Source organism: Vibrio sp. SALL6 (assembly GCF_002002385.1).
GTDB classification, from domain to species: domain Bacteria; phylum Pseudomonadota; class Gammaproteobacteria; order Enterobacterales; family Vibrionaceae; genus Vibrio; species Vibrio parahaemolyticus.
Genome location: NZ_MQVK01000006.1, coordinates 360529 through 377286, shown reverse-complemented (window position 1 = coordinate 377286; position 16758 = coordinate 360529). Strand labels below are relative to the sequence as shown.

Sequence of the window (16758 nt, the reverse complement as noted above, 5' to 3'; positions counted from 1 at the left end):
GAGCCTGTTACTCAATACGTTAACTTGAGCTTGGTGAACTCTCGGCTAAAGTAAATAGAGTGCGAAAAAACTCAAGGATGAGGCTATGCGATTGTTTCATAGAGTAGTGATTGGGGCTTGTCTCGTTGTACCAGCAGTGGGTAATGCCAGTGGCGGGTCGGAGCTTGACGAGCAAGGCATTTCAACCGCGATTATTGGAGGCCAGCAAGCGTCTCAAAATCAGCTCCCCTTCTTTGCTCGGCTAATTTTACACAAAACGGGCGACCGACAATTCGCGAATATTTGTGGTGGTTCTATCGTTAATGATCGTTTCATATTAACGGCAGCCCACTGCGTAGAATCCTCGGTTTTTACTGACGGTTGGACAGCGAATGACCTCCGTGTTCTGGTAAAAAATCCAACCATGAACGATGTTTATGTCGAAGAGTTCAAAGACGTTCGCACTATTACGATTCATCCCAACTATGATCCTAATGACCTATGGATTAATGACTTGGCGGTATTGGAGTTAACCCGACCAATTACCGATAACGTTCAGTCCATCACTCTGCCTCAAGATTTTGGCGATTACAGCGGCGAATCGGTTTATCAAATCTTTGGATTGGGACAAACGTCCACGACCGATACCAGTGGCCCGAACTATTTACGATGGGCGGAAGTTCAACCGCTTTCTGATGCCCAATGTGCTTCTCTCGTTGTGGGGTATAACGACCAAGAAAACATTTGTGCAAATGGCTTTCCAGACCGTAGCTATACCGGAATATGTAGTGGGGACTCTGGCGGCCCACTCACCTATCAAGACAGCAACGGTATGTATCAGCAAATCGGGATTGTGAGCTACGGCTCATCCATTTGTGAGTCGGCGGCCATTCCGAGCGTCTTCACAGAGATTCTGAATTACACCTCGTGGATAGAGGCAAGAACCAGTTCTGGGGTCAAAACCGTTTATAACGCGAGCTTAGCAGCCTTAGAGGATTACCATAGCGAAGGTGATTCTGGCTTTGATCCAGAAGACACTAATGTTTCAGGATTTAGCGACAACGGCAGCGGCGGTGCAATAGGTGCAGGGGTGTTGTTCTTTGGAGGATTATTAGGGTGGCTGCGACGCAGAAAGACGACGTAACGTTTCTCTTTACTAGATAAAAATAAACGCAAAACGCTTACAACGTTTTGCGTTTCACGCGAGAGTTGATGATGTCTTCAATCAGCTTTTGCTCTTTTTTGGCTTTCTCATAATTTTGCTTGGTGCGCCATCTCTCTAATACCTTTTCCAATCCTTGAACGCGAGCGTGTTTGTGTTCTAACGTTTTTTGTACTGATGCACATTCGGCTTGCATCACCGCTTGTTCTTGCTCGTGGTGACGAAGCATTCTTTGCAGCATCTGATCAACGCGGTTGAAGTTCATCAACGCCGCGCTATTCAAAGACGGAGAGGACAACGCCGATTGACCAGCGTGTCCTTTGAGAGCTGAAAGTTGTTGCAACTGCGTTGAAAGATGATTGTGACGCTGACGCATAGCGTCGAGCTGTTGCCCGACCCTATCACGCTGCTTTTCTTCCATTTGTTGCAGTTTGCCGACCGCTTTAAGTTTGGCTTTCATCGCTGCATTCGCTCTCTACTGTGCGCCTTGGAACATTTGAGCCAGCTCAGTCAAACTGGTGGTGTAATCCACCGCCTCGTTCGCTGATTGCTGTAAGTACGAACGCAAATGCGGATACATCGACACAGACTGATCCAACTCAGGGTCCTGACCCGGTTGATAGCCACCGAGCGGCAGTAACTCTTTCACCTGAAGGTAATTGGAGTACATTTGGCGGAAGTTGTTTGCGATGGTGGAATGAGCAGGTTGCGTACAAGTGCTCATACAACGGCTGATAGAAGCGTTGATATCAATCGCCGGATAATGCCCTTGTTCCGCCAGCTGGCGCGACAACACAACGTGTCCATCCAAAATAGCACGAGCAGAGTCCACGACTGGGTCTTGCTGATCGTCGCCTTCCGCCAGTACAGTGTAAATCGCCGTTAAGCTGCCATGAGGATTTTCACTGTTACCCGCTCGCTCTAATAGCTGCGGTAACACACTGAATACCGAGGGCGGATAGCCGCGCGACGCTGGTGGTTCCCCCAAAGATAACGCGATTTCACGTTGAGCCATCGCGTAACGCGTTAGGGAATCCATCAACAAAAGTACATCTTTGCCTTGATCTCGGAAATACTCCGCGACGCGGTGACAAAGCAGTGTCGCTCTAAGTCGCATCAATGGTGATTCATCCGCAGGAGCTGCAATGATGATGGCTTTTTCTCTCGCTTCTGGCGTTAAGTTGCGTTCAATAAACTCACGAACTTCTCGACCACGCTCACCAATCAAACCCACCACAATGACGTCCGCTTCCGTGTTTTTGGTGATCATCCCCATCAACACACTTTTACCAACACCACTGCCCGCCATTAGACCAATACGCTGACCTTTACCGACCGTCAGCAAACCGTTGATCGCACGAACGCCAACATTAAGCGGTGTATCGACAGGACGACGCTTAAGGGGGTTGATCGGTTTAGGTTCAAGTGAAACACGATCGCCCCCTTTAAGCGGCATGCCGTCATCCAATGGCTCGCCTAAGCCGTTTACCACGCGTCCCATCCACTGAGAGCTGAGTTGCACGGTACTGTCACCGTCTAATGGGATCACCTTCGCACCGGCAAACAAACCGCCTAAACGGCGGATCGGCATTAAGTACGCAACGGTATGATCGAAGCCGACCACTTGTGCTTCGATCATATCGCCTTCGGCGGTTTCCACTAAGCAACGTTGCTCAAGCTTAAAACGACATCCAACCGCTTGTAACATCAAGCCGTTCACTTTAATCAAGCGTCCGGTTACTCGCGCAACGGGAATAGAATCAAGCGATGCTAATGCATCGCTCAAACGCTCACTTAATAGTTCGTGGCTTAATGTACTACTCATTTTCAGACTCAACCTGTGGAATGCTGACTTCGTCTAACAAGTGCTGTTTTACGTTGTCCATGCACGCCTCTAAGCGTGAGTCACAACTGGCGTCTGCTTCCGCATCATCCGTCACTAACTGACAACCACCTATTGGCAGTTCGTTGTTGGCAACCAGCTTCCAAGACTTAGGCAGATCCGCGTTAATGTGCGTAATGCGTTCTAGATCTTGTGGGTTGAGATGAACCGTCACGGTTTCCGCTTTGCCCGGCATCGCAGACAGTGTTTCATCCACCAACGCCAGAATTTGCTGTGGCATCAGTGTAAGCTCGGCACGAATCACCTGCTGAGCCACCTTCTGTACCAACTCACAAATCATGTGGCGTTGCTGCTGCTCTTTTTCACTTTGCCAGCGAGACAAGGCTTGGAACAAGTCATTAACTGGCTTCGCCGCTTCTAAAAAGCCTTGCTTACCAGCTTGTTCACCAGAAACAAACCCTTTCTGAAAGCCTTCTTTCTGACCATCGAGCAAGCCTTGTTGCTTACCTTGCTCGATGCCTTGGCGTAAACCTTCTTCATGACCTTGTTGCAGCCCCTGTTGGAAACCTGCTTCAAGTTGCTGCTGAATGTCCACTTGCGACTCTTGCCAACCTTGGTTGTCCAAGCCAAACTCTTCATCAACCGCAACTGGCTGAGCCAGCGGCGGAAAACGGTGTAAACGGTAACCACTTGGAGGCAGTCGCATAATGTTCGATCTTTGTTCTGCCATGCTTTATTCCACCGTTGGCTCTTCGTATAGAAGCAACTGAACTTCGCCCGACTCATCAAGCTCACGCACCATTTGCATGATGTCTTGGCGCGCTTTCTGAACTCGACTTAGTGCAACTGCACCACGCGCTTCCATATCGTCTTCTAGCGCTTTCACCATACGTTGTGGCATTGAGCGTTTGATCGCTTGCTGCAACGTGATATCCGAACCTTTCAGTGCCGTAGCCCAAAGCTCGAGTGGAATTTGCTGTACGAGCATGTCCATGGTTTCTTCGCGTTGACGGCCCAGTACCATGAAGTCAAACATGTTCTCTTCGATGGCGTTAACCACTTCTTCATCATGCAGTTTGAGCATTTCCATCAATGAACCACGGTCGCCTTCAAAGCGGTTGATGATGTCTGCCGCTTGCTTAACGCCAGAAAGCGGTACGCTTTGGCTTGCAGACACTTTTTCGATACAACGTTCAACCAGTTCATGCAGATCGGTCGCGACTTGGTGATCGATGTCTTGTAGCTGCGCAATACGGAAGATGATTTCATCATGGTAGTCTTGCGGCAGATGCTTCAGCACTGCAGATGAGCTATCCGCTGGCAGATAAGCCAAGAAAATGGCTTGCATCTGCGGGTGCTCGTTGACGATAAATCGCGCCAGCGTTTCAGCCTCTACCCATTGCAGACGCTGCATGTTGTTGCGAATTTCGTCACCGTACAGGTTGTTCAACAGACCTTTAGCAAGATCGTTACCGAGCGCCTTACGCAAGGTGTTCGACAAGTACTCTTTCGATGCACCACGAATGCCACTGTGCTCACGAAAATCTTCAAAAAAGTTTTGAATCACACCGCGTGCTGAATCGCTTTTTATGCCATTCAGTTTCGCCATTGCGCGAGTCACACGCTGTGTTTCATCGCGGGTGAAATGCTGCAACACTTTGGCCGCCGCATCCTCGCCCATGCCCAGTAGCACAAGCGCGGTTTGTTCTACATAACTAAGCGTTTGTTTTGACGTCAACTGAGCTGTGTTCATTGATGTTTACCCATTGTTTCAGTATTTCGGCTACGCGCTCTGGCTCTTCATTAGCAATAAGCTGTAGGTGTTTCAATTGAATCTCTAGTGGAGAACCTGCAGGAGGCAGCATGTCGCTGTTCACATCCAGACCCGTCGAGGCAGAAATGCCTTTTTCAGACAGACGACGGTTAAGCACTTCTTCATGCTCACGCTCTTCACGTGTTTGCAAGTTGTCGTAATCTGGCTCTTCTTGTGGCGGCTCAGCAAAGTTCAGTTCAGGAACTGGCTTGTCTGCGCCGGTTAGGTGCATGATCAATGGACGCAACACAAAGAAGATCATCGCCAAGCCCAACATACCACCGATCACGTAACGTAATGGCTGTTGAACCGTAGGGTCTTGCCACCAAGGCAGAGCTGTTGGCGCATCGATATCAATCGGTGTGAAGTTGAAGCTCATCAAGCTCAAGCTGTCACCTCGCGCGGCTGAAATGCCAACGGCATCGGTGATCATGGTAGAGATTTGCGCTTTGTCTGCATCGCTCCAAGCCACACCGTCTGGTGATGCTTTTGAGTTCAATAGAACCGATACGCTCAATTTCTCAATCTGACCTTGTTGGTACTGAGTACGGCGCACGCTACTGCCAACCGCATATTGACGATTCACTTCAGAACGCGCATTGGTGTTTTGGCTGTCGTTTGTCGCCGTGTCACCAGTCACTGGAGGCTGGTTGCTAAGAGAACCAGGTACGCCAAGCGCGATTTGGTCAATCGAATTGTTTTGAATGGTGTGTTCGTTACGAACCACTGGCGCGTTATCAAGGATTTCTCGCGTTTCTTCCACTTGGCTGAAATCCATATCGGCTGCAACTTGAACGCGGAAATTACTAGGACCAACAATCGGCGTTAGCATGTCTGCCGCACGTTGGATGATTTGCTTCTCAACGTTCTTTTGGTATTCCAGATACTTCGCGTTTACTTTGCCCGCTTCTGCTGACGCAACATCTGCACTCAACAATCGGCCATATTGGTCAATGACAGAAACAAACTCAGGCTTCATTGCCGTCACACTGCCGACGATCAAGTTGATGATCGCTTCAACCTGTTCTGGCTTAAGGTCTTCACCCGGTTTGAGTTCGAGCATGACAGATGCAGACGGGTTTTCACCGTTTTGGCGTACAAACAAAGTTTGACGAGGAATCGCAAGGTGAACACGCGCGTTAGCTACCGAGTTTAGCGACATGATAGTACGTACTAACTCACCTTCTAAGCCATGACGGTAACGCGCAGTCTCCATAAACTGGCTGGTACCTAATGAGCTGTCTTCTTTCAGCGAATCCAATCCGGTTGGCAGTTTCGCTTTCACGCCTTTTGACGCCAATAACATACGAATGCGAGCCACCTCACCTTCAGGAACCAGCACTTGGCCGTTCTGCTCCTGCATGCGGTAGCTCACACCTTCACTCTCTAAGACCGAGACAATCTCACCAATATCGAATCGCTCTTGTTGGCTGTATAGCGGACGGAAGCTTTGAGAAGAACTCCAAAGCGCAACCACAATGATCGCCGCTACAATCGCCGCGAGAACAGCGGATAGAACAAGATTTCGTTGGCTACTTGACCAAAGCTGCTTTAGCTTATTTGTCACGTCGTCCATGTTGCCTGCTGGCGAGAACGCTTGTGTCGTGCTGGTCGTCATGGCCGTATTTCCGGCAACTTGGGGGGTTAGTTCTGACATGAATTACACCGGCATCTTCATAATATCTTCAAAAGAGGCAACCACTTTGTTGCGCACCTGCATAAGAGCGTTGAACGATAAGCTGGCTTTCTGGCTTGCGACCATTGCGCCAACTAAGTCGTCACTTTGCCCAGTTTCTACCGCCGTCATTTTTTGACTGGCCGCAGATTGATGTTGATTGACTGTATCCAACACGTTCGTCATCGCTTGAGAAAACGACAGTGGAGTATTCAGTGCTTGTTGATCTAAAGGGTTGGCACTCACGATAAATTCAGGCGGCTGCACTTGAGCCTGCATCGCCTGCATTTTTGACAACATGAGTTGCTCTGCCGAGACCGCATTAGTAGGTTGACTTGCCATCTATATTTTTCTCCTATTAGGCAGCCGAGCCTAGAGCCGACTGTAAATCAATACCGTGTTCTCGCATCGCTGCGAGCTTGTAACGTAGCGCTCGGGTTGATACTCCCAAGGCGTTTGCGGTTTTGGTTCGGTTTCCACCAAACTGACGTAATTTGTCCAAAATAAATTGGTATTCAGCCTGCTTCTTCGCTTCCACATGACCAAAGCTGGACTTTGGCTCCATGGAAGGCACTGGGGCAATGAGTTCAATCGGTAACATCAGATCGTGCGCTGTAATGTAGTCACCATGGCGCATCACCAAGGCACGTTGAATAACGTTCTCTAATTCACGAATATTGCCCGGCCAGTGATACTGACTTAGAGCGCTAATCGCGTCCTGAGATAAGTGACAGCGGCTGCTATCTTGATATTTTTCAACAAAGAATTGGCTGATCGGTAAAATGTCTTCTTTTCTTTCGCGAAGTGGTGGCCAATGCAATGGCAACACATCCAATCGGTAGTAAAGATCTTCACGGAAGGTGCCTTTTTGCACTTCTTCGCGTAAATCTTTGTTGGTTGCGGCAATCACTCGAATATCAAGCTTGATGGCTTTGTGACTGCCCACACGTTCCACTTCTCGCTCTTGAAGTACACGCAAAAGTTTGGCTTGGACTGCAGGAGACATTTCACCGATTTCATCTAACAAAATCGTGCCGCCGTTTGCTTCTTCAAACTTACCGCTTTGCGAATTCGTCGCGCCAGTAAACGCGCCTTTCACATGACCAAAAAGCACCGCTTCTAACATCGATTCAGGAATCGCGGCACAGTTCACTGCAACAAATGGGCCATTAATGCGAGGAGAGTGTTCGTGTACATATCGAGCCAACACCTCTTTACCCGTACCAGACTCACCCGTGATCAACACACTCGCGTTCGTGCACGCTGCACGGTGTGCCAATTGAAGCACCTGCTTACTGCGCCACGACTCAGCCACAATGTTCGCCATTGGTTTGCCAAGAGCTTCAACGCGCTTTAGCAAATTGATGAGCTGATTCGCTTCAAATGGACGCAATAAGTAATCGGTCGCGCCCGACTTCATAGTCTCTGCCGCCAAAATGCCTTGTTCTTGATCCACAATCGCAATCACAACGCCAGCATTACGTTGCTTCTGGTGACACGCAACAAACTCACGTACGCACATATCCGGTAGCGTAGAGCTCACTAACGTGATGCTTGCGCGCTCTTCTAACAGTGCGCTTCGCCCTGTACGTGTGTGCTTTGCGGTGTAACCGGCATTCTTCAGCACATCCAGTACAGGTTGAGCAAGGTGTTCGTTCGGCTCAACCAACAAAATATTCGTTTTCGTCATCATTGAACCTTAACCTTCTTTTGTTGAGTCTGTTGTTGTACGTACATGGTGTTTTTTTCTATGGTGCGTTCGTTGTCTCTGACTAGGCGTAACGTCACACGTCGATTCTTTGCCTGACCAGCTGCTGTATTGTTATTTGCGACCGGATATCGGTCACCATGAGATCTGACTTCGATAATATTTGGGTTTACACCGTGAGCAATCAGTGCATCGGCCACTTGTTGAGCACGTAAACGTGATACCGAAAGGTTGGTGAGCCTTGGTCCAACATTGTCGGTATGGCCATCGATTAGCACTTTCGTCACTCGGTCATCAACAGAAAGATAGCTATAGAGCGCAGCTAACGTCTGTTGCTGAGTCGCATTTAGTGTTTTCTGACCGAATTGAAAAGGCAAAACGATGTCTCTTGCTTGTGAGAACGAAAGTTTCGGTAGTCGCTCAAGACACGCATTAAATTCGCTCAGTGCCTTTTGAATTTGAATTGTTGGGATTCTTACTTCTGACAAAGCGGAAGCGTCTTTTCCTTCCAACACCAGCGTAATCCAACTACCACCGGCAATCGCCTTCATTAGTGAGGGTGCGCCTTTACGGAATACAAATCGACGAGAAGGCTTGGTAACCGTAAGAGAAGATTCAACTTTTCTATAAAGCTCTTTACCCCACGGTGCATTTTGACTAATTAGTGTCGCACCTTGCCATTTATTCCCTTCGTTGCGTATATCGGAAATAAATAAAATTTGATTATTTGGTTCCGCACGGAAATAAAACTTCCCCATTGGAACTTTTGAATGCATCAGGTTGCACTCAAATTTATTTCCTTTGAAAGACCAATTAGAAATATCCATTGGAACAGTCAATACCTCACCAGACATGGCTGGATTAAAATTGACCAAACCCAAAGAAAAAAAGACGTTACAAATTATTATCAAACTACGAAAGGAAAGGTATATCTTACATTTCCATGACTTAAGCAGTTTAATTAAATATGCCACTGAAGCTCTATAACTGGCATAGCTAATCATGTTAATTACCTATTCTGAAATATTTAAATTGATTGGCAAACGTTTATCATGAGCTGGAACACCCATAAAACAAACGAGAAAAGACCAATAAAACAACTAGTTATATTAATATTCTTATAATAATCACGTTAGTCACCAGATAGAGGATCCTGGTGAAATAACAACAAATATTGCTCAAAAATTGTTATTTTTACTTATTAACCGATTTATAAATGAAACTAACCCTTTTTAATTTTTATTAAAAGCTTCGTATGTACTGACATAAGCAACATGTGAACTAAAGTCACATAATTCGAAGTTAAAACTAAAACATCATGAAAAACTCTGTGTAGACTACCGAATATTAAGTTAGAAGAACTTAGTTTGTTAACGCACGGTAAAATATAAATGGAAACTAGAGTTAGTGAGTCTATTTCCGATATCAAACCTCTTGATGTCGAATTATTAGGCAAGCCTATTCATATCATTCGAGATAAGCTTGAAAATTTAATTTCAGAATCTTGTTCAAGCCTAACGAATGAATTGCAAAATTGGCTCAGTACAAACCAAGTGGAAGCTAGCTTAACCTCCGTAGACCTGCATCGATTCTCTCCTGCAATGATGGACAAAGATCAGACATCCACCCATAAGCACCAAGAAGGTGGCATGGTATTTGTTCACGGTGATACTCAGACTCTCGTTAAATTAGCAGACCGTTTTTATGGCGCTAATACAGAGCGTTCAGTCGCAACACTGACTGCCAGTGATCTTCGCCTACAAGAAAGAATCAGCCGCATTATTATCGGTTGGCTAGCACCGCAAGACATGTGGGAAGCATGTGAGTATGAAGCTCCACGCGGCATAGGCTTATGTGTCCAATTAAATATCACCTTTGAAGGTTATCAAGGGTCGATGTACTTAAAACTGGACACGCATCTGATCCAAACCTTGATTGAACAGCTTGAGCTGCAATCAGACGTGGATTTGTATGAACCTTTTTGTCGTTCCCTAGAATCAACGCCAGTTCGTCTTAACGTGGTATTGAGTAAAAAAACGATGGCTCTAAGTGACGTTGTCAGCCTAAAACCTGATGACATCATGCCAATCGAATTACTAAATACCGTACCGGTAAGCATTGGCAATCAACCTCTCTTTACTGGCCGTATTGCTGAGCAAGACGGACAGCTTGTTTTGATTTTTAACCCGGATAAGGAAACGCAGCGATGAGCGAAGCGCCTGAAACTAAAGCGTTCGACACAGATGAACTGAACTTTGATGATTTTCAATTAGAAGACTTTGAAGCTGAAACAACGCGCCAACTTGAGCCTGTTGCTGCAGAGCGCGACCTGAGCTTTTTCAAAAGCATCCCTGTGACTGTCACGCTTGAAGTCGCAAGTAAAGAGATCCCACTTGGTGATTTGATGAAAGCAGGCGAAGGCACCGTCATTGAACTTGAAAAGCTGAACGGCGAACCGTTGGACGTAAAAGTGAACGGTTCCCTACTTGGCCATGCGGAAGTAGTTGTCGTTAATGACAAATACGGTCTTCGCTTGATTGACGTACACGATTCGGCATTAAGCGGCGTTGGTCGATAATTTTTGGTAGGCAGTACAATGAACAATCTGAGCGCTTGGCATCGTTGGTTACCTTTGTTGGTATTGGTGTCACTTTTGTTTGCATTCCCAACAATGGCAGCAGACAACGGCTTAACAATTCTGTCCGTTACGGACGGCGACGCACAACAAGAGTACAGCGTTAAACTACAAATTCTTTTGTTGATGACGGCGCTCAGTTTCCTTCCTGCTTTCATTTTGATGGCGACGAGCTTTACACGCATTATTGTGGTGCTGGCTATCTTGCGCCAAGCGCTTGGTTTGCAGCAGAGCCCGCCAAACCGCGTGTTAGTGGGTATTGCATTAACGCTTACTCTGCTCATCATGCGCCCTGTTTGGACGGATATCTACGAGAATGCGTTCCAACCATACGACAATGGTGAAATTACGCTGGTTCAAGCATTTTCCGTGGCGGAAAAGCCCGTGCGCAACTTCATGTTGGCGCAAACCCATCAGAGCTCTCTTGAGCAAATGTTGCGAATTGCCAATGAGCCGCTCGGTCAAAAAGTAGAAGACATCTCGTTTGCCGTTGTTCTTCCTGCGTTTGTGATAAGTGAGCTTAAAACTGCGTTCCAAATTGGCTTTATGCTGTTCATTCCGTTTTTAATCATCGACTTGGTGGTCGCTAGCGTCTTGATGGCCATGGGTATGATGATGCTTTCACCACTTATCGTCTCTTTGCCATTCAAGTTGGTGGTGTTCGTTCTGGTCGATGGCTGGGCGATGACGGTCGGCACTCTTTCAGCCAGTTTCGGTTAACAGGAGCCCATAATGACACCTGAATTAACCGTTACTCTATTTTCTGATGCGGTATGGCTCATCATCTTGATGGTGGCCGTACTGGTAGTGCCAGGCCTGATTGTGGGTTTGGGTATTGCGGTATTCCAAGCGGCAACGCAAATCAACGAACAGACATTGAGCTTTTTACCACGTCTGATCGTCACTCTTTTGATGGTGATTTTTGCAGGACACTGGATTCTTCGCAAAATCATGGAGTTGTTTGATTTCTTGTTCCACAACATTCCGGGGATGATTGGCTGATGGCCATCACATTTGCAGACCTCTCCGCAATTCTCGGTCAACTTTGGTGGCCGTTTTTTCGTGTGGGAGCGGTATTTTTATCCATGCCATTTTTTGGTGACGCGTTGATTCCGATTTGGGTTCGCAGCTTATTAGCACTCTCTATCGTGGTCATCACAGCGCCATTAATGCCAACAATGCCTGCGGTTGAACTCTTCTCATTAACCTCTTTGTTTCTCGCATTTGAGCAAGCGATTTGGGGTTTGATGTTCGGTCTGATTCTGCACATGCTGTTTAACGTGTTCACCATGCTCGGCCAAACCATTTCTTTGCAGATGGGTTTAGGTATGGCAATGATGAACGACCCTGTGAATGGTCTGTCGGTGGCGATTCTAGGCCGTATCTTTTTGATTTTTTCGACCTTACTCTTTTTGTCACTAGAAGGGCACTTACTGGTGATCGATATTGTTATTCAGAGTTTTGTGGTGTGGCCTGTTGGCTCAGGCATCACGGCCCTATCACTGCAAGGCGTGATCAATGTGTTTGGTTGGATGTTTGCGGCTTCCCTCGCACTTGCGCTGCCCGCCATCGTGTCAATGCTATTGGCGAACATCAGTTTTGGTGTGATGAACCGCGCCGCACCGTCTCTGAACGTTTATGCGCTAGGTTTTCCGATGACCATGCTACTTGGCCTGTTCAGTGTTTTGATTTCTGTGTCCGGTGTCCCGGGCCGCTATACCGCGCTGGTGCATGAGACGATCCGACACTTAAACAACTTTATGTTGGGGGGCGCATGAGCGATCAGTCGTCACAAGACAAAACCGAAAAGGCCTCCCCCCAGAAAGTTAAAAAAGCCCGCCAGGAAGGCCAAATTCCACGAGCGAAAGAATTCACCACTGCAGTCATTTTTATGGCTGTAGCGCTGTATTTTTACTCTCAAATCAATAGCATCTGGGAAAGCATGTTCGGCATTTTCCGCTATAACATGTCGTTGACGAAAGCCGACCTAGAAAACCCACAGCAAATGGTAGAACAAGTGGGTCAGAGCCTTGGCATGATCATCGAAATGCTGTTGCCACTTTTCACGGTTATCATCATCGTGACGTTCGGTAGCAGTATGGTCTTGGGCGGCTGGATGTTTCGTCCCGCAAACATGTTACCAAAGCTGAGTAAACTCAACCCGCTCAGCGGCATTAAGCGTATTTTCTCAACGCGTTCGTTGGTGGAACTGGTTAAGTCGACAATCAAAGTAACGGTTATTTTCGGCATCCTTTACGGCTACTTGGACAATCACCTTCAGCCATTGCTAGGCATTCAAAACCTTCCGCTTAACCAAGGTTTTTCAATGGTGATGTCTATCTTGTTTGAAGGACTGCTCTTGATGGGATTTGCTTTGCTGTTGTTTGGTGTGATTGATATTCCTTACCAACGTTGGGAACACCTCAAAGAACTTCGCATGACGAAGCAAGAATTAAAGGAAGAATTCAAAAACAACGAAGGCCGCCCGGAAGTCAAACAACGTATACGCCAAATTCAGCAGCAGTTTGCGCGCCGAAAAATCGACAAAATGGTACCGACTGCCGACGTAGTGATCACGAACCCGACACACTATGCGGTCGCTCTAAAATATGAACCGTCGCTCTCAGATGCACCATTTGTGGTCGCCAAAGGCGTCGATGAAACGGCCATGCACATTCAACGTATCGCGCGAGAAAATCAGGTGGAAATCATTAACTCCCCACCTTTAACACGTTCGATTTATCACACCACCGCGATAGAGCAAGCGATTCCAAGCCAACTTTATATCGCCGTGGCACACATTCTTACTTACGTTTTGCAGTTGAAAGCCTTTCGTAAAGGAGACGGAAAAAAGCCGACACCTTTGCCTCATTTTTCAATTCCAAAACACTTGCAGCACTGATTAACCCGCGTTTATCCAAGGACACGAAAGTATGCTTACTCGGTTAAAACAACTTCAAACCTCAACCAAAGGCTACATTGGCATCCCCATTGTTTTGCTGATGATTCTGGCGATGGTTATTTTGCCATTACCACCATTGCTATTGGATGCGCTGTTTACTTTTAACATCGTATTGGCGATCTTGGTATTGCTGGTCAGTACCACAGCAAAGCGACCACTCGACTTTTCTGTTTTTCCAACCATTTTGTTGGTGGCAACCTTACTTCGCCTAACGCTGAACGTCGCCTCAACCCGAATCGTATTGCTAGAAGGCCATAACGGTGGCGATGCCGCTGGTAAAGTCATTCAAGCTTTCGGTGAAGTGGTCATCGGCGGCAACTACGTTGTCGGTATGGTGGTCTTCATCATCTTAATGATCATTAACTTTGTGGTTATCACCAAAGGTGGTGAACGTATTTCAGAAGTCTCCGCACGTTTTACATTGGATGCCCTACCGGGTAAACAAATGGCAATCGATGCGGACTTAAACGCTGGTTTGATCGATCAAGAAACCGCTCGTCTGCGCCGTAAAGAAGTTGCGAACGAAGCCGACTTCCACGGTTCAATGGACGGTGCGTCGAAATTTGTTCGTGGTGATGCGGTCGCGGGTCTGTTGATTCTATTCATCAACATCATCGGTGGTATCAGCATCGGTGTTTTCGAACACGGCTTACCAGCGTCTGAAGCATTCAAAACTTATGCACTGCTAACCATCGGTGATGGCTTGGTAGCGCAAATTCCATCGCTATTGCTGGCAACCGCAGCTGCAATCATCGTGACTCGCATCAATGACAGCGACAACGGCATGTCAGAAACCATGCAGAAACAATTGCTCGCAACTCCAGCGACCTTGTTTACGGTTGCAGGGATCATGGCCGTCATTGGTATGGTTCCGGGTATGCCGCACCTTGCATTCTTTGCATTTGCTGGCGCATTAGGGTTTGCAGGTTGGAGACAAAGTAAGAAACCAGTTCAAGACACGCAAATCGAACAGGTGGAAGCACTTTCTCAAGCCATGCAAGAGGAAGACACACCACTCACATGGGACGACATCCCACACGTGCACACCCTGTCTCTTGCGCTTGGTTACCGTCTTGTTCACCTCGTAAACAAGGATCAAGGTGCGCCACTTTCACAACGTATTCGTGGCGTACGTCGTAACCTCTCAGAACAGGTAGGTTTTCTTCTACCAGAAGTTCGCATTCGCGATAACCTAAGCCTAAAACCGAACCAATACACCATTTCTCTTAATGGCGAAGTGATTGAGCAGGGCTTCATCGAACCAGAGCGTTTAATGGCGATTGCCGTTGGCGACACCTACGGTGAAATCGATGGCATTCTAGGGAGTGATCCTGCTTACCAACTTCCTGCGGTTTGGATTGAACATCAAGACAAGGCGAAGGCACTCAACATGGGTTACCAAGTCGTGGACGACGGTACCGTGATCGCAACACACATCAGCAAAATCATGAAAACCAACCTTGCAGAATTGTTTACACACGATGATGTAGAAGCGATGACGCAGCGCTTAACCCAACAAGCGCCGAAATTGGCAGAAGCCTTAGCCGCTGCACTTAACCCAGCTCAACAGCTCAAAGTGTACCGCCAGCTATTGCTTGATCAGGTGCCACTAAAAGACATCCGAACCATTGCGAATACCATGCTGGAGTCTTCAGAAAACACGAAAGACCCGATTTTGTTAGCTGCTGATGTTCGCTGCGCACTAAAACGCACGCTAGTTAACTTAATTGCAGGGCAAAAACCTGAGCTCAATGTTTACGCTTTATCGGATGAATTGGAGCAAATGCTACTGACGTCGCTGCAACAAGCGCAAGCTTCAGGTACCGTGGTTCTCGATAGTTTCCCAATCGAACCGAATATTCTTGGTCAGTTCCAACAAAACTTACCTTTGATTCGACAACAACTTAAGCAGCAAGGCTTACCGCCAATACTACTTGTAATGCCGCAATTACGCCCACTACTGGCGCGTTATGCGCGTACTTTCACTCAAGGATTGGCTGTGCTGTCTTACAACGAAATTCCAGAAAACAAACAGATCAATGTGGTAGGAAACCTTGGTTAATCTTATTTCAACACACGCGATATACGAATATCTTTGTAGTCTCGCGGTACAACACATCGTCACGGACGACGATCAATTGGTATTTGAAGCACTCAAACATAATGACATCCAACACGCTTGCCAAGCCATTCGTGAAACTCAATCCGGTGAGGTGGTGTACCAACACCTCACTTTGAGATTCGGATTGCGCGGAGAGCAAAGCGTTTATCAGTTTGAGCTTTCCGAACAAATGCAATACTGCTTAGATTTGTTCAGCCTTTATCTCGCCATACGACAAACTCAATTTCAATTAGAAGCTTTTCATCCAGATTTAATCAGCAACGTCGTCGTACCCATTCGTGTCGATGCACTGCTGTGGGATCCGGGCGTGTATTTTCTTGAGCAGATGGTTCAGTTTCACTCAGCCGCTTTCCAGCATGTCATCCCATCCTTACAAGCAGATGAAACATTGTGCCTTCACGAACGCATGGAAACGCTTGTCGAAAAACTGAAGGAAAATGCGTTTGCATTGTGGTTTGAAGTAGCCACATCCCAAACGCATTTTGAGCGCATTGCTGAATTTGATCCAGATATGATCAAACTCTCGGTAACGATAGAGAACAAACAAGATCAACACTCATTTTTACCCATTGCGCGATTTCTAAGAAAACACAAATACCAATGGGTGGCTGGTCGCGTTGCAAGCCAAGTCGAACTCAACCGCTATCGACTGCTCGGTGCAAGTTATTACTTTGGTTACTTCAGTGACATCCCTACTTCCCTGTCTTTCCGTTCCTTTGATGAGGAATAGCTGAAACCCAACCCTCATGGCTAAACTAAAAAGCGCGAATGATTCGCGCTTTTTTACTTTTCTCGTTTTAGATTTTCTCTTTGCCTTAATCTTATGCCGATCAAAACACATCGGAAACTAACGCTAAAA

Annotated in this window: 17 protein-coding genes; 9 read left to right on the top strand and 8 right to left on the bottom strand. The window is 47.0% G+C overall.

The window, feature by feature from the left end; translation table 11 throughout:
• Positions 1-85 precede the first annotated feature (85 nt).
• Complete coding sequence (locus BIW15_RS03640) at positions 86-1123, top strand: trypsin-like serine protease (protein WP_077280589.1); 1038 nt, start codon at positions 86-88, stop codon at positions 1121-1123.
• Positions 1124-1160: 37 nt separating this feature from the next.
• Here BIW15_RS03640 and fliJ read toward each other — a convergent pair whose 3' ends face one another.
• From fliJ to BIW15_RS03600, 8 genes are read right to left on the bottom strand one after another with little or no spacing between them, the layout of a single operon-like run.
• Entirely contained in the window at positions 1161-1601 is a 441-nt protein-coding gene (gene fliJ / locus BIW15_RS03635; RefSeq protein WP_005462826.1) for a flagellar export protein FliJ, read from the bottom strand.
• Between the two features lie 15 nt (positions 1602-1616).
• Positions 1617-2966: a flagellar protein export ATPase FliI gene (gene fliI, locus BIW15_RS03630; protein WP_005478244.1), complete on the bottom strand. Its 1350-nt coding sequence runs from the start codon at positions 2964-2966 to the stop codon at positions 1617-1619.
• Positions 2959-3714: a flagellar assembly protein FliH gene (gene fliH, locus BIW15_RS03625; RefSeq protein ID WP_005478070.1), complete on the bottom strand. Its 756-nt coding sequence runs from the start codon at positions 3712-3714 to the stop codon at positions 2959-2961. Before fliH ends, fliI begins: the two co-directional genes overlap by 8 nt.
• 3 nt (positions 3715-3717) lie before the next feature.
• Positions 3718-4737 carry a flagellar motor switch protein FliG gene (locus BIW15_RS03620; RefSeq protein ID WP_005478340.1) on the bottom strand — a complete coding sequence of 340 codons (1020 nt, stop codon included), beginning with the start codon at positions 4735-4737 and terminating at the stop codon, positions 3718-3720.
• Positions 4700-6454, bottom strand: coding sequence for a flagellar basal-body MS-ring/collar protein FliF (fliF, locus tag BIW15_RS03615; protein WP_077280588.1), 1755 nt, complete (start codon positions 6452-6454; stop codon positions 4700-4702). The genes BIW15_RS03620 and fliF overlap by 38 nt, the downstream gene beginning before the upstream one ends.
• Before the next feature lie 3 nt (positions 6455-6457).
• On the bottom strand, positions 6458-6814 hold the full coding sequence (gene fliE, locus BIW15_RS03610) for a flagellar hook-basal body complex protein FliE (protein ID WP_015313601.1): 357 nt from the start codon (positions 6812-6814) through the stop codon (positions 6458-6460).
• 16 nt (positions 6815-6830) lie between these two features.
• The gene (locus BIW15_RS03605) at positions 6831-8162 is read right to left on the bottom strand and encodes a sigma-54-dependent Fis family transcriptional regulator (protein ID WP_021450557.1); all 1332 of its coding nucleotides are present in this window, start codon (positions 8160-8162) and stop codon (positions 6831-6833) included.
• Entirely contained in the window at positions 8162-9184 is a 1023-nt protein-coding gene (locus BIW15_RS03600; protein WP_029999480.1) for an OmpA family protein, read from the bottom strand. The genes BIW15_RS03605 and BIW15_RS03600 overlap by 1 nt, the downstream gene beginning before the upstream one ends.
• 387 nt (positions 9185-9571) lie before the next feature.
• Between BIW15_RS03600 and BIW15_RS03595 the strand changes: the two genes are divergently transcribed.
• From BIW15_RS03595 to BIW15_RS03560, 8 genes are read left to right on the top strand one after another with little or no spacing between them, the layout of a single operon-like run.
• Positions 9572-10390: a FliM/FliN family flagellar motor switch protein gene (locus BIW15_RS03595; RefSeq protein ID WP_077280587.1), complete on the top strand. Its 819-nt coding sequence runs from the start codon at positions 9572-9574 to the stop codon at positions 10388-10390.
• Entirely contained in the window at positions 10387-10758 is a 372-nt protein-coding gene (gene fliN / locus BIW15_RS03590) for a flagellar motor switch protein FliN (protein WP_077280586.1), read from the top strand. The genes BIW15_RS03595 and fliN overlap by 4 nt, the downstream gene beginning before the upstream one ends.
• An 18-nt stretch (positions 10759-10776) precedes the next feature.
• Entirely contained in the window at positions 10777-11535 is a 759-nt protein-coding gene (gene fliP / locus BIW15_RS03585; RefSeq protein WP_077280585.1) for a flagellar type III secretion system pore protein FliP, read from the top strand.
• A gap of 12 nt (positions 11536-11547) precedes the next feature.
• Positions 11548-11817: a flagellar biosynthesis protein FliQ gene (gene fliQ, locus BIW15_RS03580; RefSeq protein ID WP_005462792.1), complete on the top strand. Its 270-nt coding sequence runs from the start codon at positions 11548-11550 to the stop codon at positions 11815-11817.
• Positions 11817-12593: a flagellar biosynthetic protein FliR gene (gene fliR / locus BIW15_RS03575; protein ID WP_021484135.1), complete on the top strand. Its 777-nt coding sequence runs from the start codon at positions 11817-11819 to the stop codon at positions 12591-12593. The genes fliQ and fliR overlap by 1 nt, the downstream gene beginning before the upstream one ends.
• Positions 12590-13717: a flagellar biosynthesis protein FlhB gene (flhB, locus tag BIW15_RS03570; RefSeq protein WP_005462787.1), complete on the top strand. Its 1128-nt coding sequence runs from the start codon at positions 12590-12592 to the stop codon at positions 13715-13717. Before fliR ends, flhB begins: the two co-directional genes overlap by 4 nt.
• A 31-nt stretch (positions 13718-13748) precedes the next feature.
• Positions 13749-15839, top strand: coding sequence for a flagellar biosynthesis protein FlhA (gene flhA / locus BIW15_RS03565; protein WP_005478396.1), 2091 nt, complete (start codon positions 13749-13751; stop codon positions 15837-15839).
• Positions 15832-16629 carry an EAL domain-containing protein gene (locus BIW15_RS03560; RefSeq protein WP_005499872.1) on the top strand — a complete coding sequence of 266 codons (798 nt, stop codon included), beginning with the start codon at positions 15832-15834 and terminating at the stop codon, positions 16627-16629. The genes flhA and BIW15_RS03560 overlap by 8 nt, the downstream gene beginning before the upstream one ends.
• Positions 16630-16758: the final 129 nt, after the last annotated feature.

Coding starts and splice junctions, on each gene's coding strand:
- BIW15_RS03595 (WP_077280587.1), top strand. CDS start 9,572: ATGGAAACTAGAGTTAGTGAGTCTATTTCCGATATCAAACCTCTTGAT.
- BIW15_RS03600 (WP_029999480.1), bottom strand. CDS start 9,184: ATGATTAGCTATGCCAGTTATAGAGCTTCAGTGGCATATTTAATTAAA.
- flhA (WP_005478396.1), top strand. CDS start 13,749: ATGCTTACTCGGTTAAAACAACTTCAAACCTCAACCAAAGGCTACATT.
- BIW15_RS03620 (WP_005478340.1), bottom strand. CDS start 4,737: ATGAACACAGCTCAGTTGACGTCAAAACAAACGCTTAGTTATGTAGAA.
- fliQ (WP_005462792.1), top strand. CDS start 11,548: ATGACACCTGAATTAACCGTTACTCTATTTTCTGATGCGGTATGGCTC.
- flhB (WP_005462787.1), top strand. CDS start 12,590: ATGAGCGATCAGTCGTCACAAGACAAAACCGAAAAGGCCTCCCCCCAG.
- fliJ (WP_005462826.1), bottom strand. CDS start 1,601: ATGAAAGCCAAACTTAAAGCGGTCGGCAAACTGCAACAAATGGAAGAA.
- fliF (WP_077280588.1), bottom strand. CDS start 6,454: ATGTCAGAACTAACCCCCCAAGTTGCCGGAAATACGGCCATGACGACC.
- fliN (WP_077280586.1), top strand. CDS start 10,387: ATGAGCGAAGCGCCTGAAACTAAAGCGTTCGACACAGATGAACTGAAC.
- fliP (WP_077280585.1), top strand. CDS start 10,777: ATGAACAATCTGAGCGCTTGGCATCGTTGGTTACCTTTGTTGGTATTG.
- BIW15_RS03605 (WP_021450557.1), bottom strand. CDS start 8,162: ATGACGAAAACGAATATTTTGTTGGTTGAGCCGAACGAACACCTTGCT.
- fliH (WP_005478070.1), bottom strand. CDS start 3,714: ATGGCAGAACAAAGATCGAACATTATGCGACTGCCTCCAAGTGGTTAC.
- BIW15_RS03640 (WP_077280589.1), top strand. CDS start 86: ATGCGATTGTTTCATAGAGTAGTGATTGGGGCTTGTCTCGTTGTACCA.
- fliI (WP_005478244.1), bottom strand. CDS start 2,966: ATGAGTAGTACATTAAGCCACGAACTATTAAGTGAGCGTTTGAGCGAT.
- fliR (WP_021484135.1), top strand. CDS start 11,817: ATGGCCATCACATTTGCAGACCTCTCCGCAATTCTCGGTCAACTTTGG.
- fliE (WP_015313601.1), bottom strand. CDS start 6,814: ATGGCAAGTCAACCTACTAATGCGGTCTCGGCAGAGCAACTCATGTTG.